General features: G+C 55.4%; 12 protein-coding genes and 1 tRNA gene. 7 read left to right on the forward strand and 6 right to left on the reverse strand.

What is annotated here, in order from left to right; genetic code table 11:
- Positions 1–166 precede the first annotated feature (166 nt).
- Positions 167–1,369, forward strand: coding sequence for a glycosyltransferase (locus CJZ80_RS05685; RefSeq protein ID WP_094511117.1), 1,203 nt, complete (start codon positions 167–169; stop codon positions 1,367–1,369).
- Here the strand turns inward: CJZ80_RS05685 and CJZ80_RS05690 are convergent.
- A complete protein-coding gene (locus CJZ80_RS05690; protein ID WP_094511118.1) occupies positions 1,345–4,095 on the reverse strand; it encodes a glycosyltransferase in 2,751 nt (916 codons plus the stop codon). The genes CJZ80_RS05685 and CJZ80_RS05690 overlap by 25 nt on opposite strands.
- Before the next feature lie 517 nt (positions 4,096–4,612).
- On the opposite strand from CJZ80_RS05690, the gene CJZ80_RS05695 reads away from it, so the two are divergent.
- The 3 genes from CJZ80_RS05695 (at position 4,613) to CJZ80_RS05705 (ending at position 9,569) form a co-directional block, all read left to right on the forward strand.
- A complete protein-coding gene (locus tag CJZ80_RS05695; RefSeq protein WP_094511119.1) occupies positions 4,613–5,206 on the forward strand; it encodes a peptidylprolyl isomerase in 594 nt (197 codons plus the stop codon).
- Positions 5,207–5,408: 202 nt separating this feature from the next.
- A complete protein-coding gene (locus CJZ80_RS05700) occupies positions 5,409–8,372 on the forward strand; it encodes a peptidase domain-containing ABC transporter (protein ID WP_094511120.1) in 2,964 nt (987 codons plus the stop codon).
- Between the two features lie 42 nt (positions 8,373–8,414).
- Positions 8,415–9,569, forward strand: coding sequence for an HlyD family secretion protein (locus tag CJZ80_RS05705; protein WP_094511121.1), 1,155 nt, complete (start codon positions 8,415–8,417; stop codon positions 9,567–9,569).
- A 145-nt stretch (positions 9,570–9,714) separates the two neighbouring features.
- Here CJZ80_RS05705 and CJZ80_RS05710 read toward each other — a convergent pair.
- Positions 9,715–9,786, reverse strand: a tRNA-Gly gene (locus CJZ80_RS05710).
- A gap of 207 nt (positions 9,787–9,993) precedes the next feature.
- Between CJZ80_RS05710 and CJZ80_RS05715 the strand changes: the two genes are divergently transcribed.
- Genes CJZ80_RS05715 through CJZ80_RS05725 form a run of 3 tightly spaced genes read left to right on the forward strand, consistent with a single transcriptional unit; the run spans position 9,994 to position 13,149 of the window.
- Positions 9,994–11,274 (forward strand): glycosyltransferase family 1 protein, encoded by a 1,281-nt coding sequence (locus tag CJZ80_RS05715; RefSeq protein WP_094511122.1) that lies wholly within the window; start codon positions 9,994–9,996, stop codon positions 11,272–11,274.
- The gene (locus CJZ80_RS05720; RefSeq protein ID WP_094511123.1) at positions 11,271–12,278 is read left to right on the forward strand and encodes a glycosyltransferase family 1 protein; all 1,008 of its coding nucleotides are present in this window, start codon (positions 11,271–11,273) and stop codon (positions 12,276–12,278) included. The genes CJZ80_RS05715 and CJZ80_RS05720 overlap by 4 nt, the downstream gene beginning before the upstream one ends.
- 4 nt (positions 12,279–12,282) lie before the next feature.
- Complete coding sequence (locus CJZ80_RS05725; RefSeq protein ID WP_158217441.1) at positions 12,283–13,149, forward strand: glycosyltransferase family 2 protein; 867 nt, start codon at positions 12,283–12,285, stop codon at positions 13,147–13,149.
- 319 nt (positions 13,150–13,468) lie between these two features.
- Here CJZ80_RS05725 and CJZ80_RS14990 read toward each other — a convergent pair whose 3' ends face one another.
- From CJZ80_RS14990 to CJZ80_RS05740, 4 genes are all read right to left on the reverse strand, one after another.
- Entirely contained in the window at positions 13,469–16,129 is a 2,661-nt protein-coding gene (locus tag CJZ80_RS14990) for a sialidase family protein (RefSeq protein WP_144036946.1), read from the reverse strand.
- A 626-nt stretch (positions 16,130–16,755) separates the two neighbouring features.
- Positions 16,756–17,094, reverse strand: coding sequence for a hypothetical protein (locus CJZ80_RS14995; protein ID WP_144036947.1), 339 nt, complete (start codon positions 17,092–17,094; stop codon positions 16,756–16,758).
- Between the two features lie 135 nt (positions 17,095–17,229).
- Entirely contained in the window at positions 17,230–17,859 is a 630-nt protein-coding gene (locus tag CJZ80_RS05735; protein WP_094511126.1) for a class I SAM-dependent methyltransferase, read from the reverse strand.
- Between the two features lie 497 nt (positions 17,860–18,356).
- Entirely contained in the window at positions 18,357–20,534 is a 2,178-nt protein-coding gene (locus CJZ80_RS05740; RefSeq protein ID WP_094511127.1) for a glycosyltransferase, read from the reverse strand.
- Between the last annotated feature and the right edge of the window lie 23 nt (positions 20,535–20,557).

Here is a 20,557-nt window from a genome sequence, read left to right on the forward strand (position 1 = left end):
AGCCCACAACCCACCAGTTCCTGCTATCTGCTAAAGAGCCGCTTGGATCGCCTCTGCGGAGCACGGCTGTTGAGACAGGTCGTGACTCGTGAGCCGTTGCGGCTCGTGAGCCGTGTGGGTAAGCAGTTGAATGACGGCGTGAACCCAGAGGCGCACAAGTCAATTGATGGCCCCTATTGACAGCTCCCCATTCACGCCGACGGTTTCCTGCCTGGTGGTGTCCCGCAACGCCTCACTGCTGAACCGGCTGGTTCGCAGCCTTGGCGAAGCACGCCGCTTCTGGAACGACACCGATGAAATTCTCTGTTCGTGGAACGGACATCCGGAGGATGAAGCTCTGCTTCAGGCTGAAGCCCACCCACCATTGAGAATCGCAGCCCGCTCACCCTATCATTTCGCCACCAATGTGAATGCCCTGGCCGATCAAGCCCGCGGTGACCTGTTGGTAGTGCTGAACGACGACGTCATTCTCGATCGTGGCAGCCTGGATCGGGCCATTCAGATCCTGCAAAGCCGGCCCGAGGTTGGTGTGGTGGGGGGGCGCTTGCGCACCAGCGCTGGTCGCCTGGGTCATGCCGGCATCCTCTTTGCGAACCCAGGTGTGCCGTACAACCGCTTCCGTCCTGATCGCCTCGGCTCCCTGATCAACCCCGATGCGCTGGCCGTGCGGGAGTCGGGGCCCATGCCTGCCGTCACAGGTGCACTGATGGTACTGCGTCGCGAAGATTTCCAGGCCATCCGGCTGCGCGAGAGCTTCAGCGTGTGCGGGGAGGATGTGGCTCTTTGCCTTGATCTTTACGACAATCTTGGTAAATGGGCTTATTACGCTAGCGATGTAACGGCAATCCATGACGAGAAAAGCACCCGCGGGGAGACCCTTGATCACTACGACCTGCATCAAGTGGCGGAGCTGGTGAGGGAAAGGCTCCGCAAGAACCCCGCTCTACGTGCACAACAGGCCTATTGGGCAGTCCAGGAAGCCGATGAACTCGAGGGGATTGTGCATCGGCTCCGCGAAGACAACCGGCAAAGGGAAGAGCAATGGAGCGAGAAGTGGAGCGAAAAAGAGAAGGAGTCGGCGATGATGGCGGAGGCCAGCGAGAGGAAGATCGTGGAACTGGCCGAAAAGGAGAAGAACTGCTTGGCCGTTCTGGAAGCCACCCGGGAAAACGTACGCGAACTTGAAATCGCACAACAGAACGCTGCTGATCAAAAACTAAGTGACAATCGAAAGCTGGGAGAGATGCAGGGAAAACTCAATCGTGCCCTGCTTGATCAAGAAAGTCTCAAGCACAGCCGTTCCTGGCGGCTCACCGCTCCCTATCGTCGACTTGGACGCCTCCTTCAGCGTTGGCGTCGCAGCTCCTGAAGCCAGGCCTCAGCCCCCGGCAGGAGACACTCAGGCGAGCTTTCCGTACCAACCGGCTCCGAGAACGGGGTGGGGTGATGGGCGGGGCGCAGCAGCCGCTTGATCCGCTCCTTCACCGTGCTGAGTCGCCGGCGCCAGCGTTGCCGCCGGCGGGGTCTTGGCGCAGGAGGCTCAGGATTCATCGTTGCATCGGGGCCTGCCAACGAGGGCGCGCCCACGAATGGCGCTGGATCAGCTCCCGGCTGCAGACCAATCGCCTCAACGAGCTGATCGGCACTCTGGCTCCAGGACTGGGGGGTGAACGGCGCGGGTCGGTGGCCGGGTGCTGCTGCCGCGTTGCCAGAGATGTCCTCCAGAAAACGAGCGATGGACTCGCTGAGGGCTTGCCGGCTGGCCTTGCTGGGGAAAAAGCTGGCATGGCCGCCGGTGACCTCGTGGAACACCGGCAGATCCCGCAACAACAGGGGCAAGCCAAACGAGGCGGCTTCAATCAGCGGAATACCGAAGCCCTCCCCAAAGGAAGCCCCAATCAAGCCTGAGGAACGCTCATACAGGCACTGCAACAGGGAATCTGACGCCGCATCAAACCAAAACAGCTGGTGGTGAAGCAGGGGATGCCGCCGGATCGCCGCCACCGTGGCCGGCAGGGTTCTGCGGTCTGGATCCGGTAGGTCGGTCCAACCTTCACGGCCCACGATCACCAAGTTGAAGGTTGCCCCGTTCTGCCAGAGCGCCGTGGCCGCTTCCAACACCTCGAGGTACGCCTTGCGTGGTTCGACCGTCCCCACCATCAGCAGGGTGGGCCAGGGGCCCAGGGCTTCCACGGCTGTGATCTCCTCCTGGCTAGGCACGGTGGCGGTGCCACGTTGAAAATCAGCTCCGTGGTGAAACCAGCCGAGCCGGAATGGACTCTCCTGCGCCGCCGCCTGCCGCTCCATCCGCCAACCCTTGAGCTCCTCCATCACGCTCCTGGAGACACACACGGCCCCGTCTGCCTGCAGAACCACATCGAGCCAGGCGCGATGCCGTTCAGACGCACCCGGCGGGAAGCATTCCGGCAGAAAACAAGGCAAGAGGTCATGCACCACAAAGTGCACCTCCACACCTTGTGCACGCAAGAAGGCGTAGTAAGCCCGTTGGCTCAGTACCACGTGATGGCTGAGGTCGATGCCAAGAAACACATCACCGGGGTACCAGGCAACAGGCCCATCCTCCAATTGATCGACCGCCGCTTGCAGCAGATTGGTGGTGAAGTGGCGCGCGTAGCGATAACCCAGGCCGTCCGAACAAGCCACAACAGGTTCGACCCGGAAACCAACCGGTGGACGCGCCAACAACTGCTGACAGATCGAACGCACCACACGCTGCACGCCGCTGCCCAGATCCTGCTCTGCCAAGGCCGAGACATCCAGGAGCAACTGGCGTTGCCGCGGCTCGGGAGGAAACAGCAAGCCGAGCGTATTGGCAGCCTTGACGATCTGCTGAGGATCTTCAGGCAGCTGCTGGCGAAATGGGGTGAGCAGCTGCTGGCGGCGCTGAGCTTGCTCGCCAGCGTGATGCAGGGCCTCCGCATAGCGAGCGGCGCAGTGGTCGGGGCGATGGCGCTCGGCGATTTCGCGGCGGCCACATTCCACGAGCCGCCGCCGCCGTTCTGGATCGCGCGCCAGCGACTCCAGGGCACGTGCCAACTCTGCGGTGTCGCAAGCCTCCGAAAGGCGGAGCGCACAGCCTTCGGGGATCTCCCGAAGGCTGCCATGTTCGTTGACGATCAGGGGGACCCCGCCAGAGAGGCAATCAAGAACCGTCCCGGAAGTCTCGCCCCGCGAAGAGCTGCGCAGCTGAACGGCAAGGTCGGCGGCCGCCAGGTAGCCGAGGTAGTCGGCTGTATCAATCCAGCCGGTGATCCGGACCTCCGCCAGGAGGGCGCCCTTCCCCCGTGCCCGCCGAATGGCCCGGCGCATGCGGTTCAGCAGCCGTTGATCACTCCCAGCCGAGCCAGCGAACACAAGGGCACAACGGGGGTCGCTCGCCAGGGACGACGCCAGGAACGCCTCCAGCAAGAGCAGGCTGCGCTTGGCCACCCCAAGGAATCCAAAGGTGCAGATGACGAGGCTGTCCTCGGCGAAATCGAGGCGAGCACGCTGATCAGAGCGATCGGTGGGCTCAGGGAGAACCTCCTGCTTGAGATGGGGAATCAGGGTCCAGATCTCAGCGGCGGTGGGGCCGTAGAAGGATTCCGCCAATCGCAGTGCCTCGCGGCTGTGAACGATCACGCCGTCGGCCTGCTGAAGCAGCGGCAGGTTGCAGGGGTAGGCCCAGATGACGTGATCATCGCCGCCTCGCTGCGACGCTTCGTAGGCGAGGCAGGCCTGATAGCCGTGGGAGGCGTAGAGCCTCTGCAGGCAACTTCCTCCGAGCCATTCATCTGACTCTGGGCTGCACACCACATGGCCAAGAAAGAAGTCGTGCAGGACAACCACACCAGGGAAGGCCCCCAGCAACCGCATGATCTCCAGGTGAGCCGACGAATTCCCTAAGTGATACAGAACATGGTCGTAGTGATGGGCGCGACTGGCGAACTGCAAAGGCGTGAGCACAGACAGCACCCCTTCTGGAGGTGGTCCATCCCACGGCAACTCGGTGACAACATCAATCGAGAAGTGCCTGGCCAGGTGGGGCAGCAGAGCGAGGCTGTAGGTGCTGATTCCGCTCCTTTGGGGGGGCATCGGGCTGATGTAGGCCAGCCGTGTGCCCGGGGAGCGTGGAGGCAGAGAGGGGGTGCCAGCCGGTGCACAGACGCGCGTTCGAGGCCACGCGGGTGGATGGAGTGAGGGGACACACACCTCGTCGAAGCCATACAAGGCCTGAAGCGCCTCCAGGCAGGTCTGGCCAAGCTCGGGAACGAGGCAGAAATGGCGCGGGCGCTGACCAAGCCAGGCCAGCAACACCCCGGCAGCGGGGGACTCCCCCCATTGCCGATCCCCGCAGATCAGGACCGGACGCTCTGCAGCGACAAGGCCAGGAGGCGCACTGGAAAGGCAGCGGCGCAGCAAGGCAGGATCTGCAGCGGCACTCTGACGCTGTAACTGACGCAGATCAATCAGCAGGGCAGGAAGGCGGCCTAGGGCTACCCATCCTCCCACAGCGGGGCCTGGCCCATGCCGGCAGACACCCGTGGGAAGATAGCGTCACGTCTACCCTGCGGACCCTTTGTCCCTGTCCACGGTCTTTCCCCATGACCCCATGAGCGCCGTTTCACAGTCCGAGCACGCTCAAGCTGCCGAGGAAGTGCCGGCAGGGATCCCAGGCGTGCCTGCACCAACACTGCGCTCCCTGGCCCACTGCAACCTGCTGCGCCCCTTCGTTTACCACATGGTTCTTGAAGAAACGCTGGACAAGCGTGCACTGGAGCAGGAGTTGAGCAAAACCCTGCTTTCGAACTTTCGCAAAGCCAATGGCCTGCAAGATCAAGCCAGCGAAGCCCAGTTCCTGAGCAAAATGGGATGGACGCAACAGGATTACCTGTGGCAAGTTCAATTGCCACACCGCATTGCCGTCCATTGCGGCCAACACTTTATCGCCAAAGCCGAAGCACGATTCCTGGACAAAAAGAACCAACTTGACCAAGTCATCTATAGCCTGATCAGAGTGAAGGATGGCTCTCTTGCCCGCGAGCTTTACCTCAGAATTGAAGAGGGAGAAGCCACGTTTGCAGAGCTGGCTGAGATCTACAGCGAGGGGCCTGAAAAGACATCGCGCGGACTGGTTGGCCCCCTGCCTCTCAATCAGGCCCATCCCCAACTCGCGCAACGCTTGAGAAGCGCCACGGTCGGCTGAGAAGCGCCACGGTCGGCGAACTGATCGCTCCGTTCTCAGTCGAGCAGCTCTGGTTGTTGGTACGGCTCGAAAGGCATCAACCCGCTAGCCTTGATGAGGCGATGCGGCAGCGGATGGCCCAGGAGCTGTTCGATGAATGGATGCAGGAGGAGGTCACCCTTAGGATCAAGCAAATGTGCCCAGCCCCGCTGAACCCTCTCGTATGACCACCACCACCTACCAAAAGCTTTGGGAGCTTGAGGTGTTCAGTTCCCTTGGAGCTGAGGGGAAACAACTGGTGGAGGATACGTCCCGCCTGTTGCAGTACCGCGTCGGGCAGTCGATGGCGGTCGCCAACACCATTCCCAGTGAAGTTCTGATCATCCTTGAGGGAAGCGCCCGTCTCACTGCCCATCAAGGCACAGGCTGGCGAACTGTCGAGCGATTGGAACCCGGTGAGGTTGTAGGGCTCGCTTCACTGCTGAGCGCCGCCCCCTGTGAGGAGGTTCATGCCTCCAGCGAGGTGATGGCCCTGGCCATCCCCGACAATACAATTCTGAAGTTGCACTCCAGAGACAAGATCTTTAAGGATTGGTGCTCGACGCACCTCTGGACTGCAGAGCTTGTACGCCTCGTTCAACTCCTTCAAAGCCAATCCGCAGCTTCTCCTCTCAGCATCCGTGAGAGCGTGGCGCTGCTGCGATCCGAGGCCACAGTCCGCACTGTTCCGCTCACGACGCCACAGGTCGACGCTGACCATGTGTGGTATGTGGCAAGCGCAAACCTGCCTGGCTTGGAGATCGGGGCCGTTGTCGCCTCTGGCGCGAGCCTGCCAGCCCCCGTTGGCCCGTTGGCGGCAAGGTTGATTGGATGGCCAGTCGGGATCATCGAACGTCTTGGCAGAAGCCCGGCCGCTCCAGCTGCCAGCGGCAAAGAGAACGGGAGCCTCATCACCGCAGTGGATGGTGCCGGTCCCACAGTCCTGGCTGCACCTGAATCGCCTTTACCCACGGCAGAGAATCTGGGAAGGAGTGATGAACGGCAACCCTTCAAAGTCATCAGGGGGGAGGGCCCCATTGATGAAACCCTGGCTTGCTTTCAGATGCTGAGCAGGCAGATGACCCTGCCCTTTCGAAAGGATGCCATCGAGAAGGTTTTACGGCAGCAGCTGCAACGCGGTCAGGCGCCGAACATGCAATTGGTCGGAAGCCTCGCTTCAATGATGGGCATGCATGTGGTGGGGGCAAAAGTCAGCAGTAGCGCCTGTACCCGCCTGCAGACTCCCTCCCTGGTCGAATGGGACGGCACCTTTGCTCTCCTGCAAGCCAGTAACGCCCGCGGAATCGTGCTGGCCTCTCCGCGTAAGGGCTTGATCCGGCTTAGCCCTCAGGAAGTGGATGAAGCCTTCCCAGATGGAATCAACCTTCTTCTTGTCGATCGCACCAGCGTCACACCAGAGCAGAAGTTCGGGGTGTCGTGGTTCCTGCCGGCGCTGAGGCGTCACCGGGGTGTGCTCACTCAGGTGCTCGTCTCCTCCTTCGTGGTGCAGCTGTTCACGTTGGCCAATCCCCTGATCATTCAGGTGATCATTGACAAGGTGATCAGCCAGCGCAGCCTCGACACACTGCAGGTTCTCGGCATTGCATTGGTTGTTGTCACCTTGTTGGAAGGGGTGCTGGAGAGTCTTCGCACCTTTATTTTCACTGAAACAACCAATCGCATCGATACGCGGCTGGGCGCAGAGGTCATAGATCACCTACTGCGCCTTCCTCTTGGCTATTTCGATAAGCGCCCGGTCGGAGAGCTGGGCAGTCGGATTGCGGAGCTGGAGAAGATCCGCATGTTCCTGACAGGACAGGCTCTCACCACGATTCTAGATGCCGCCTTTTCGGTGATCTACATCATCGTGATGTCGATCTATTCATGGGTGCTGACCCTGATCGCTCTGGCGGTGGTGCCGATTCAAGTGGCTCTGACCGTGCTGGGAGCTCCGCTGTTTCGGCGTCAGTACCGTGATGCCGCCGAAGAAAACGCAAAAACACAATCCCACTTGGTGGAGGTCCTTACCGGAATTCAAACCGTCAAAGCCCAGAATGTGGAGATGGTCAGCCGGTGGAAGTGGCAAGACCTGTACTCAGGCTACATCAGTAAGTCCTTCGAAAAGACAATTACAGGGACGGCACTAAGCCAGACAAGCCAAGTCCTTCAGAAGCTTTCTCAGCTGATGGTGCTATGGGTTGGCGCTACTATGGTGCTGAAGGGCGAACTAACCTTGGGCCAGCTGATTGCCTTTCGCATCCTCAGTGGATACGTCACACAGCCCTTGTTGCGTTTGGGCTCAATTTGGCAGAACATACAGGAATTGAGAGTTTCCTTTGAGCGTCTAGCCGATGTTGTTGACACTCCGGAAGAATCCAATGAAGCAGATAAGCAGAAGATCCCGCTACCTGCCATCAATGGCAGCGTTCGCTTTGAAGATGTAACCTTCCGCTTCAACTTGTCATTGCCGCCAGTTCTCCACAACGTCAACCTGACGATTCCATCAGGAACGTTTGTTGGAGTTGTCGGCCAAAGCGGAAGTGGCAAGAGCACATTGATGAAGCTGCTGGCAAGGCTGTATAGCCCTGAATCAGGTCGCATCCTGATTGATGACTACGATATCGACAAAGTTGAACTCTATTCTCTGCGTCGTCAGATTGGCATCGTACCTCAGGAGCCACTCTTATTCAGCGGTACGATCAACGAAAACATTGCACTTGGCAATCCCAATGCCACGAGTGACGACATCGTCGCAGCAGCAAAGATAGCCTGCGCTCATGACTTCATCATGAGCCTTTCAGCAGGCTACAGCACAAACATCGGCGAGAGAGGCGCTGGCTTATCAGGCGGGCAGAAACAGCGCATTGCCATTGCCCGAACTCTTATCACCAACCCCAAGTTGCTTGTGATGGATGAGGCAACCAGTGCACTTGACTACGATACGGAACGTCGCCTTTGCGACAACTTGGTTGAAAGCATTCAAGGAAGCACGGTGTTCTTCATTACACACCGTCTAAGCACGATCCGCCGTGCCAAGCTCATCGTAATGATGGACCAAGGAAACGTTGTCGAACAGGGCACCCATGAAGAACTTGTTCAACTGAAAGGTCGCTACTACGCTCTCTACCGCCAACAAGAAGGCAGCTGATCCTAGCTCAAAACGAACGATGTTCTCTTCTTCGCAACTTCAGTGAAACTGACCAATCCCCTCCGCAAGCTCCAAAACAACATCGAGCAAAGCATTCACACAGAATCAGAAAATGCTTCTGTGCTGGAGCAGTCACCATTTTGGGCGACGGCAACAACCTGGGGACTGATTGGCACTGCTGCCTTCGGTGTGGGTTGGATAGCCTTGGCGCAAACGGAAGAGATTGTGGTAGCCCCGGGAAAGCTAGAACCAATCGGTGTCGTTCAGGACATCCGTCTTCCGGTGGGCGGCGTCGTTGCGAAAGTTCTGGTTAAGGATGGCCAGAAAGTCAACGCTGGTGAGACTCTGCTTCAATTAGACAGCGAAGCAACAGAGGATCGCCGCCGGAGCCTCATGCGGGGCATCCTGTTGAAAAAGGAACAGCTGGAGCTCAAAGAAAAGGAGCTTGCAAAATATCTGGACCTAAACTCAACTGAACAGCAATCACTGCAGCGGAACCTTGAGCTAGAAACAGAGGTGCTCAAGCGCCTGGAAACCCTGACCAAAGAGGGCGGCATTGGCGAGCTACAATATCTCAATCAGCGCAATAAGGTTGCAGAGATTGACGGAAACTTGAATCAAACGCGTGTTGACAGAATGCGCCAAAAAGCAATCCTAGACCAGAGCATTCAGCAGTTGAGAGGAGAGGTAAACGAGCTTAACTCCAGCCTTTCCGACGTAAGGATTAACATTCGATATCAGAATGTCAAGTCACCAGTCAACGGTATTATCTTCGGGCTCAAACCAACTGGACCTGGCTTTGCCGCCCAAACAAGCGAGCCAGTGATGCAGATTGTTCCCTTCGATAAACTTGAAGCCAGTGTAGAAGTTGCCAGTCAAGACATCGGCTTCGTCAGCGTTGACAAGCCAGTGGATATCAGCATTGATTCCTTTCCAGCCACTGATTTCGGCGTGATCAGCGGTGTCGTAAGACAGATTGGCTCCGATGCGATCCCCCCCGATCAGCTGAAACCAAACTATCGGTTCCCCGTAAAGATCAAGTTGAATACCCAACAACTGAAGATTGAATCTGGCCAGGCACTGCCTTTGCAGGTTGGTATGTCCTTGCAGGCAAACATCAAACTCCGCAAAGTCAGCTATCTGCAGCTCCTCCTGAATACATTCAGAGACAAAGCCGACTCACTTCGTCAGATTTAGCTTCCAGTACCCCTTAGGGTTCATCAACAATCGTGGCACTCAAGACTGTTGTGCTCCGTACGCGTAAACTGAGGGAAGCGAACCAACCAACTAAACGTAAACCCCCTGAATCTTGCTTGCAAGATTCAGGGGGTTTACCGTATGAAGCGGGTGACGCGATTCGAACGCGCGACATTCACCTTGGCAAGGTGACGCTCTACCACTGAGCTACACCCGCAGCCATTTGACTGGCACTCATTCATTATGCACCACGGGCTGCCCGCCAGTCAACGCTGCTGGAGCAGTGGCGAGAGTCTATGGTGCAATGGCTCTTGGGCCACTGCTGGCAAGGGCTGGAGTGGGTAAGCGAGACCGAGCAGAGTAAAGCGCCCGCCAACAAGAGGCGAAGACCAAACTCAACAGTCCGTAACCGAAGAGGCAGGCGATGGGAGACCATCCGGCAAGCTTGAATCTCATCTTTGACACCTTGATCTTTGGCCAGGCGGCCCGCTCACCTCTGGCACGGGGTGGCATCTATCGTTATGCCAGCCAGTTGCTGCGGGCACTCCACGATCAAGCCAACATCACACTGAGAACCTATTGCCCAGAGCCACTTCTTGCCTCTCTCGCTGAAGTCGAACTGAAGCGACTTGATCTCGGTGCCAATCCATTGGCCCTAGCCCTGACGACGTCGATGTTGACGAGGAGCCTCCCGCCCCTGCTGATCCGACTGGCAAAGCCATTCCGTCGCAGCTTCGCACGCCTTCCAGGAGCACGCGCCGCTAGCCAAAAGAGGTTCGACACTCTGCTGAAGAGCTGTGACAAAGAGCTCACCCTGTTCCACACGCCTTTTCAAGCCGTACCTTCTGCCATCCGCCGTCATGATGCGCTGCCAGTGGTCGTGACGGTCCACGACATGATTCCAATGATCATGCCAGAGTTATTCACGAGGGAAACCGTCCGCCATTTTCACGGGCTTGTCGATGGATTATGCAGGAGCGATCAGGTGATTTGCGTATCAGAATCCACGAAGCGGGACTTTCTGCACTTCACCCGCACCGTGCCCGCGGAGCATGTTCATGTCACTCCACTGGCCGCCTCCCCAGAGCTGCAACCGGTAACGGATCCTCATCTCCTGAGCTGTGCCCGTGAGCGTTTTGGACTGAAGCCCCAAGACCGCGTCATTCTTAGCTTATGTACACTTGAACCTCGAAAGAACCTCGCGACACTACTGACTGCATTCGAGGCGTTACAGCGGCACAGCTCGCTGGACTCCATCAAGCTACTGCTGGCAGGATCAGTCGGATGGAAGTCGGCACCCCTGTTGGACAGACTTAGGGAGAGCTCCGCCAGTTCGAACATTCATCTGCTTGGACATGTCACTGAAGAGGAGCTGCCGGTGCTGTATTCGCTTGCTGAGGTGTTTGTCTACCCATCGCTATACGAAGGGTTTGGATTGCCGCCCTTGGAAGCGATGAGCTGCGGAACACCGGTGATCGTCGGAAACACGTCATCGATCCCGGAGGTGACGGGCGAGGCCGGCTTGACCATTGATCCACAAAGTCCGGCAGAACTGACTACTGCCCTTGAGCGCTTGCTGGCATCAGAAAGCCTGCGGCGCCAATTGGCTCAGCAGTGCGAGGTCCAAGCCAAGCAGTTCAGCTGGGCTCGTACCGCTCACCTGACCCGTGGGGTGTACGACATCGCCCTTGCGAGCAGAAGATGATCGCCTTCGCCTACAGGCCGATGGGATTCCGCGAGATCGGCGGCATTCATGTGGTGGCCACCGAAGTGGCTCGGCGTCTGCGAGACTCCCAGTTCGCCTCTACCGGATTGTGGACCCTACGCAGGACGTTGAAGTCCTTGCCCCATGAAGAGAAGTGTGGCGTCTTGCCTGGTACTCAGCCTACCGAGAGGGTCAGGCCTGGAGAACGCTTGCTCCTGTTTGGCTGCGACAGCGCCTGGGCCTATCTGCTTGCCATCCATACCCGCTGCTTCAATCCATCCGTTCGTATCGCCTGGCTCCCAAGCTTTCATGACCCTGACTTTGTCAAGCACCGCTGGCGGGCGCGCCTGGCCCAGGTAGTGCTGAAAATGATGCAGAGGATCGGAATCAACGTGTATGTGCAGACGATCCATGAGCAGAAACTGCTTCAGGCAGGACGCTGTCTGCTTTCAAGTCATGCTCTGCCCCTTGCGGTGCTGCAGCGGCTGAAGGTTGAACAGGCGCACTCGTGCCCGGACGCCAGGCAGAGGCCCTTTGACTTGCTCTTTCTCGGACGCCCCACCGAACAGAAAGGTTGGTCGAGATTCCTTGCTGTGGTGCATGAAACAGGGCTTCGAAGTGCGGCCATCGTTCCAACCCCCCCACCCAGCAGTGACATCTCACGCTCACCCACGTTGACTGTGGTTGTTTCACCAACGACGAACAAAATTCCTTCCCTGTTGCGCCAAGCCAAACTGGTGTTGATCCCTTCCGATTATGAATCGCTTGGCCTTGCGCAGATAGAGGCTGTGGCCAGCGGCTGCGTGGTACCAATCCTGGGGCGATGGCCACTGTGGGATCAGTTTTCACTGCTGCACTGGGACACCTGCAACCGCGACGAACTGGTGACCTCCTGTCTTCGCCTCAGCCGACAACCCTCCTTGCGGAGTCGTCTATCACGAATGCAGCGAAGCTACCTGCTTCAACATCCGATGATGGACACCCCCTTCTTACCTGAATTTTAACGCTGTGTCGCCACGGGTCTCCATTGTGCTGCCCTTCCGGAACCAGGGGGCGCTCCTATCCCAGGCCTGCAAGTCTCTGCAGGCTCAAACGGTCGACGCATGGGAGTGTATTCTCGTCAACGATGGGTCAGATAGCGAAGCACAAGAAATTGCTGAGGCTGTTGCCACACGGGATGGACGCTTCAAACTCATTAGTCTTCCACGCAACAACCATTTTCCCGGACCCTGGCTCGCGCGCAATGTCGGCTTGGCCAGTGCAACAAGCGAACTGATTGCGTTTCTCGATGCCGATGATCTCTGGCATCCACGCAAACTTGAACGCCAGCTTGTCCTTCACTCCGTTCACGGAATCGAATTGTCTGTCACCGGGTATCACCGCTTTGAGGCAAGCAGCATGAAGTTAGTCGAAACGCGCAGGCCTCCGCTTACCCTCGATCTCAAAGCACTGCTACGGGGCAATCTTGTGCCGTTCTCGTCCGTGATCATCCAGCGTGATTGTCTCACGCAACCGTTCCATCCTGAACGCCACGAGGATTACGGCCTATGGCTCCGGCTGTTCGCCAACGACCCGCCACCGCGTTATGGATGCCTCATGGAGCCGTTGATGGCCTACCGGTTGCATAGCTCATCCCTATCATCCCAACGTGGACGCAGCATCTTCGCTGTGGAGAAACTATTCAGGCACACATTCAGTGCTCCCAGCCGAAGACTCATGGCCCTAACAGCCTGGGCGCTTGAGCGTGCGTGGAGACAAACGGTGGCTGGAGCACACCGGATCCTGTGGCAGGGTGCCAAGCTGCCATCGCCCTTCATCGACTATCTGGCGAGCGGGAGTCAGCTGTACATCGACGAACATCGTAGCCCCTCATAGCTATCGAAAAGCAACACCAATTGCTGTGCCTGCTGAAGCAAGGATTAGGCACCCTAGAGCGCTGGCAAGGCCTGGACATTCACAGAGGCAGCCAATCCATTGGCACCCAGGATGCTCACCAGAGATCATCCATCTTCTCTCGTTCAACCCACCTTCGGCTGAGCAGCGAAAGCTCACTGTAGCGATCAGCCTCTCGCGCATGAAGGGAACCGTGATGTTCATCACAGGCACGAACCGCGAGCACCACGAGTGAATAACAGGATCGATCCTCTCGCAATCTGCGAACTGGCCTGATTAAAGCGAATTGGCCGTATCTCCCTCAAGCCACTTGATAATACACAAGTGAATTGGACCCATCTGCTGACTCCACCTGCTGAAAGACCGGCAATGTATCTTGTGCATAGGCTGGAGTTTCCACTCGGCGATTACCGGGATCCGCAACAACATCCTGGGTAAGGACAGCAACCAAGGCCCAGCTATCTCCACCGTTCGTGCTCTCGCTGACCGCAACAACCCCTTCTCCATCGATATTGATATCATAGGCGATCTTGATCGTGCCATCATCCATCAAGCTGATCTGCATGTAGTTGCCGCTGGGCGGATCCGTGATCACAACAGGCTCATCCCATGAGTCCGTATCATTATTGTATCGCAAGTAAACAACTCTGCCCTCACCGTTATTCGTGGCAACATGGATGTTGCCGTCCTCATCGGTCAACGAGCTGAAATGGGTGGCATTGGGATCATTCTGACTATCTCCCTTGATCAAGATTGTCTCACTGACGCCAAGGCTGCCACCAGAGGACGCGCTTTCCGCAAACTCAGTCCAATTGAGGGTGTCTCCATTGGTATAAAGGACCCCAAAGCCGTCATCCAATGCAATGATGTCACCCGACATCCTGCCGTCATTCGTTGTATTAGGAATTCCTTGATTGAGGACAGTCCATGTTGCTCCTTGATCATTGCTCTGAGCGACCCTTAGGCTGGCCTGTCCTGTTGACCTGTCGGTTGCCGTAAACGCTACTACGATCGTGCCATCCTCCGTGACTGCGATGGACGGCCGCTCAATCCTAAGGGACGCAGGACTGGGTGGGATTACCGTCGATTCAATTGTCCAAGATACACTCTGCTCCGAATAACTCAGGATGGCAAGAGCGATCCTGCCGCCTTCAATTGTATAGACCGAATACAGCTTGCCATCCACGATTACGCCATCTGCACGGGAAGAACCAGTGGAGTTCTCCAGCGTGACAGCTGCCATCCATGTTGAGCCATTGTCTATGCTGGAATAAAGTGAAAGCCGGCCATTTGTGTTGGCCATCACATGAACAGCGCCATCTTCAGTGACCCATGAATGATCCTGAAAGCGCGAGGAGATCATGCCCTCATTCCCGTTCGTGATCGTAGTGGGAATACCGGTGATGACATCCGGGGCACTAGGGGCACTTGGGACAAACAGGATGGTGCCATTCACAGAGAAAGCGGCAGGATCGGCCGGCGAGTTGTTCGCGATGATCTCATCCAAGTCTTCGCCAACTAGTGTGATTGTCCCTGCATTGCCAGGGTTGGTGAAGCTATACGCTGTGGCGAAGATCTGGCCAGAGGAATTAGCATTAACAACATTATTGCCCTGCAGATCGGCGAAGATTGAGCCACCGGTTGTCTCCCTTCCATTCACAACTGCTCGAGCCCTCAAAAGAATGCCATCGCCCTCAGACTGGAGGATCGTGTTCGCATAAAGTGCGATGTTAATGCTCGAGTTTTCATAAGACAAGATCTTGATTCCTTCAGCAGACTGACTGCTCTGAATGGGATTACTCGCAAGTGTTGAGATTGTGTTATTCGACACCATGGCTTCGCCAACTTCTCCATTGACTCCGGCAATCAAGTAGATTCCGTCGGCGTCATTGCCAAGCGTGGTGACTTCATTGTCTTCAATGTTTACACTCTGGATAACACTATTCCTGAGCACGTTAACATAAATCGCGTCAGACTCTAGGTTGAATTGATTATTCGAGCCGCTGCCAACGTCTCCCGTTGTCAGAATCGTGTTGCTATTCACGGTTGCCTGCCTGATCGTTGCCCCATCCAAGCTGCTCAGGTAAACACCTTCGGAGAGAGGGCCCGACGTTGAAATGTCATTCTGGTTCACTTGCACAGTTCCAATCGAGCCAGATCCAGAGGCCAGCACACGAATACCATGGGACAAGAAGGCTCCATTCGTGCTGATCGTGTTCCCAATGAGGTCTAGGCGATCAAGGTAACCATTGGAAACGACCACTTCAATGCCAGCTGTTTGTGCACCACTGGCTGTGATTGCATTATCGAGAATTTGGAGATCGTTGGTCGGGGACGTAGTGGCACGGCTTTCCGTCACAAGGATGCCACGATTCCCATCGCCAATCGCGGAGATCTTGTTCCCAGAGATGGTATGGGTATTGGCACCTTGAACCAAGATACCCGAACCACCATTGCCACTGATTTTGTTAGAGAAAGTGTTGTCAACCATTTGCCCTGTGAGGGGATCCATCAGAGCACCAATCGTGTTGTGACTTGAATTGGCTGTGATTCGGATCCCATTCCCCGAGTTGCCCTGGCCAGTGACACCATCGAGCATCAAGCCAAAGAAGTTATTCTGAACAGTGATCCCATTCGCATCAAGCCTGAGGCCATCACCACCGGCATCATTTAGTGACAACCCTCGAAGGCTTGATTCCGCGGCTCGGCTGCCGCGGAAGACTAATCCTGCTCGACCATTGAAATCAATGGCGATGCCGGGCGCGCTCATGTCATTAAACAATCCACTGATCGCCACCCGGTCAGTTACTACGGGCAAACTACTAAACAGGCTGATTGTTCCTCCAGCAAGAGAGGGATCAAAGCCAATCGAATCGAACCCGATAGAACTATTGGCACTGGTGATTGCCCACCTCAGGGTCCCAATCCCTTGATTGGCCAGGCTAGTTACAAGAAAGTCCATTCAGCCCACAACATATACGATATATCTTGATGCTATTGATAAAAATCTTGTCCTTCTGCAGCCTGGGCGGTGATCTTTATAGTTTTTAACAGTTAGCCGGGCTGGATGCCTCCAGAACCGAAGCAAAGTGGCTGACAGGTTCTTTTTGCCTGAGCTGCGAGGATTGGCTCGCTCAGTGGAGTTCCCTCACACCAGAATCCATGCCAACGTCTACCGAAGTTGATCAGTTTCTGATCAACTCATCAGGAAGATCCCTAATCCCCGCATAGGCGACGGTAGCTACCAGGAAGGATGGCGCTGATCCATGCTCTTGCCCAGGCTCAAGGTCACTGGAAGCCCGGCTCCGGTTGAGCCAATCCAGCAATAGCCGGCTGCTGATCATCGATGAACAGCCACACACTGACGATCAACGGCAACAGCCTGCCCTGTGTCAATCAGGTTGACCGGTAGGAACAGGTGTTCTGAGGCCTGAGAACGCTGTTAGGTTCGGGAGTGCGGCCAGGCTGTAGCGGTGCCTTTCAGCAAAGGTGTCACTTTAGGGCTGATCTCAAGCGGCCTCAGCCAAAGGTAGCGCCAGAGTCAACACTGGATCTTCTGGAGGCTTGTTGATCCACACCTGTCCCGTGTCAATCAGGTTGGCGCCAGCAGCGGCTGGGTCGGCTCCATCGCAACGGCTTCGCTGTAACGACGCATGGATCTGCTCCATCAAGCCCCGGGTGTGAAAATGAGAGGGCTGACATCATTCCTGAACCCGGGGGCGTCGGCACCTCGATCAGCGCATCCACCATGGCTGGATTGCTGAGGTCATACCGCTGCTGCATCAGATGGACATGGAGCATTGTCCTTAGCAGATAGGCAGAGAAACCGCCATTGGAGCCGGCTTTGGGGTAGCGAGCCTCGATCACATGGATCAGTGCCACCCAGGGCACTAGCTTCTCCATCTCAATCAACAACTTCTCTTGCATGGTGCGCTTCTTGGCTGTGGTCTACCCGTAATCGACAAACCCAAGCTGCTTGCAATCTATGGACCCAGTCCGTACCGACGATCACAGAGCCATTGTCCCGTGAATGGGATGACTTTGCCAGAGTCTCCCCAGTCCCTAATGCCTACGAAATGCATAGAGCTGCAGAGAGAGCGCTGGTATAACTTGCAACCTTCGATGGAAGGTATTGACAAAACTGTCAATGGCGGGCTTAGGCATAGTGAAATGATCCTTTTCTACTGCGCTTTCAGCATGCCAAAGATAATCGTCAAAAATCAGCAGTCCATCATTTTTAGTGAGGTGGAAGCTCATTACCGCATCACTAAGCACATCGGCTGCTTGGTGGGACCCATCAATATAAACAAGATCAAAGCTATTCTCATGGCCTTTTGCCAGAAGCCTTGCTAGTGCTCGATGCGAAAAGTCCTTGTGGATTGAGAGCGTAACTGGATGCGCTGCTCTATCTCTTGAGATAGAGATATTCTGGCGAAACCTTTCCTCTACGAAACTCATATTCGTGAAATACTTGCCTTCCTCTTGTTGGTGCTCAATTCCACCTGCCCATGTATCAACGCAATGAAGATATAGTGGGCGTTCGTTCGCACAATTATCTATCAGCCAGCAGGCTGACTGACCTTCATACGAACCGATTTCAAGGATCTTTCGAGGCTTTAGCTCGGAGATCAAACGCTTCCAAATGGGGACATGAGTTTGAAACCAGCGATTTGAAAAAGTCAACTCTGCCATTCAGGCCAATGAACTTTGTTGGATAGGTTCATCCTATACGAAAGCCGATCTCTGGCACCGCTGATGATCAAGTGTTACGTTACCTGAATCCCTCATCAGGCCAAGACTGTACATGGCTCGCACCAACAGCAAAACGCTGAAGCTTCGATCCATTTGCATCAGATGGGGCATGCGCGAAAGGAGATTAGCAACTTGGACAGGAAAGACAGAGAAGCGGTAGATATGGTTGCGTTTGGTGCTCTCGGCTGGATCCTCTGCCTCTTGAAAAGTGGCCAGATTGGTTAGGCATCACCTTTCCTGCAAGAGGGGGAAGGAGCATGATAGCAATCCTGAAAGCGGGGGCTTCGGAAGGGCGATCCACAGAGGTAATCGAGGCAGAGGCCTACAAATCAGCTGGACTCATCTAGTTGTATCTTCCCATCCCAGGCGCCATGGTTCGGAAGAACAATGAGCGGCATCGCACAACCACACTGCAGCCTTGAAAAGTGCTTCTAATGTCATACGTAGATGCTGGGCTTGCCAAAGAGGACGCTATTGATCAACTGGTCGAAGCCAGGCCTGGCAGAGTATCTCGCATGATATTGGTGAACATAGGATGGGCCATTTGGGCCGAGAAGCCGAAGCTTGCTGAGATCATTTTCAATCATCTCCTTAACTTTTAAATGATCTGTTCCGTCGTAGCATGAAGGATAAAGCATGCCAAACTCTCCATTCGCAATCGGCTCCCTAAAGCCAACAATATCGGGAGCAATGATGGGGACCGACAGAGACGCACATTCCAAAGCCACCAAGGGCATGCCCTCATACTCCGAAAAGAAAACAACGACATCACAAAGGGACAAGAAGCCGCCAGCGTCTTTAACATTCCCTACATAACTGAGGTTGCCATACTGTGAAGCGGCTTTGTCAACGGTGCTGCGCAATTCACCATCTCCTCCTAGGAGATAGGAGACGCCGCTGTTAGCTTGAGTGGATTCGACAAGCCTCAGAAACTCATCGGGCCGCTTCTGTCTGTCTAAACGGCCGAGAAAACCAACAATCACATTGGTATCTGGGATTCCTAGCGCCTTGCGGCTATAGCGAGCAGAAGCCTGTTGCGATTGCAGACGCATAGACTTTACCTGGTTGTGCACGACAAGGACTTTGCTTTGATCCACGCCATAGCGGCCGCAAATAAAGTCTTTATATGTCTCACTGATGACGATTCGAGTGTCAATGAAATCTTTGTAATAGTTGCTGAGGTCGAACCAGCTCAGGGTGCCAGTGGCTCCGATGCAATGGAGCAAGTCGACAACACGGGTTGAGGGGAAGTACTTTTTGATCAGCGGCGTAAGGCAATAAAGATGCGGATTGCTCATAATCATTATTGCCGCAGGCTTGTGAATGCAAATCAATGCCCAGAGTGCCTTGATTCTGCCGATTGGCGATGTGCTCAGTTCTTCCAGGATGCCAGCACACAGTGCCACAGAAGAAAACTGCTCTCTGAAGTAGCTATTCTCACCATGTCCACGAACGACAATATTCAATAACTCTCGACCTTGAATCTCCTTCAGATATTCACAAAGATCCAACAAGACCTGCTCTGCCCCGCCAGCACGCCACCAATAATGGCCAACCAGAACGCTACTGGAAGCAGGGCTGAGCGCAGAGAGCTTAGAATAGATGTCATCAAAGCTACTGCTAGCATAATTGACGCTCTCTGATAATCCGCAATACTGCTCACATGGATTGGGGAGGAACCTTAGAGAGACTAGTTCAGAGATCAACTTCTTAGGCCGAGCAATCGCATAGAACAGATAGCGCGTTTTAACCCTTGCCACGGGTGTATCAATTTTCAAGGCTTGCCTCAGCAGCATCGCTAGCGCTTGCCTTGAGTAATACCTAGGATCAAGTGGAGACGTCGTAGTCTCTGATCCAGATCGCGCTTTCATATAATTCAGCTTGGCCCCTGCCATGAACGGCAGACGACAAACAAACGTACGCCAATGAACATAACGGCTAGCGAGTGCGAGCTCAGGAGACCTCGTCATCATACTTTTGACGTTCTTACGGTAGTAAAAGACGATGGATCTATTGGGCTCTCCATACCAGCCTTTTACAAGTAGGCTCATATACGTGGCCCAGTCTTCATACCACTTAATGCCACCGGCAACTGTCTTATCTCTTTGGCCCTTGATTGACTCCCATGCTCTCTTTCTAAACATGGAGGCTGTTGCACAATAATTATAGACGAATAGCCTTCTTATGCCAAAGTCTTCAGCAGGCGAGAAGTTTTGCTCAAATCCGAATCCCACTACGTTTGGATATGTCCAACCAATCTTCTCGCTTGACATCATTGTTGCCAAGCCTTTGAGAAGATAGTCGGAAGAGACAAGATCGTCGGAGTCAAGAAACACCAGAAAGTCACCCTTGGCGATCTTTGCGCCGAAGTTGCGAACCTGAACCAATCCAGTATTAACGGCAAGGCGCTTAACCGTCACATGATTGGCACAACCAGAGGCTTGGCCCTCAATCACATCAAGCAAGTGCCGGGTATCCTGGCTAGTGGAATGGTCATCGATAATGATAATTTCATAGCTACTGGGGTCAAGAGTTTGCTTGCATGCGCTCAGAAATGCCGCCTCAAGCTGATCTGGCTTGGTATTGTATACAGGTATCACTACAGATGCAAGCATAAATAAATGATCGCCGATGTCTA

Origin of the sequence: Synechococcus sp. MW101C3, from assembly GCF_002252635.1 — a bacterium.
Lineage (GTDB): Bacteria > Cyanobacteriota > Cyanobacteriia > PCC-6307 > Cyanobiaceae > MW101C3.

What these genes read in the sequence shown, in the direction of transcription:
- CJZ80_RS05685 (WP_094511117.1), top strand. Translation starts at nt 167, where the DNA reads ATGGCCCCTATTGACAGCTCCCCATTCACGCCGACGGTTTCCTGCCTG.
- CJZ80_RS05690 (WP_094511118.1), bottom strand. Translation starts at nt 4,095, where the DNA reads ATGCCCCCCCAAAGGAGCGGAATCAGCACCTACAGCCTCGCTCTGCTG.
- CJZ80_RS05695 (WP_094511119.1), top strand. Translation starts at nt 4,613, where the DNA reads ATGAGCGCCGTTTCACAGTCCGAGCACGCTCAAGCTGCCGAGGAAGTG.
- CJZ80_RS05700 (WP_094511120.1), top strand. Translation starts at nt 5,409, where the DNA reads ATGACCACCACCACCTACCAAAAGCTTTGGGAGCTTGAGGTGTTCAGT.
- CJZ80_RS05715 (WP_094511122.1), top strand. Translation starts at nt 9,994, where the DNA reads ATGGGAGACCATCCGGCAAGCTTGAATCTCATCTTTGACACCTTGATC.
- CJZ80_RS05720 (WP_094511123.1), top strand. Translation starts at nt 11,271, where the DNA reads ATGATCGCCTTCGCCTACAGGCCGATGGGATTCCGCGAGATCGGCGGC.
- CJZ80_RS14990 (WP_144036946.1), bottom strand. Translation starts at nt 16,129, where the DNA reads ATGGACTTTCTTGTAACTAGCCTGGCCAATCAAGGGATTGGGACCCTG.
- CJZ80_RS14995 (WP_144036947.1), bottom strand. Translation starts at nt 17,094, where the DNA reads ATGCAAGAGAAGTTGTTGATTGAGATGGAGAAGCTAGTGCCCTGGGTG.
- CJZ80_RS05735 (WP_094511126.1), bottom strand. Translation starts at nt 17,859, where the DNA reads ATGGCAGAGTTGACTTTTTCAAATCGCTGGTTTCAAACTCATGTCCCC.
- CJZ80_RS05740 (WP_094511127.1), bottom strand. Translation starts at nt 20,534, where the DNA reads ATGCTTGCATCTGTAGTGATACCTGTATACAATACCAAGCCAGATCAG.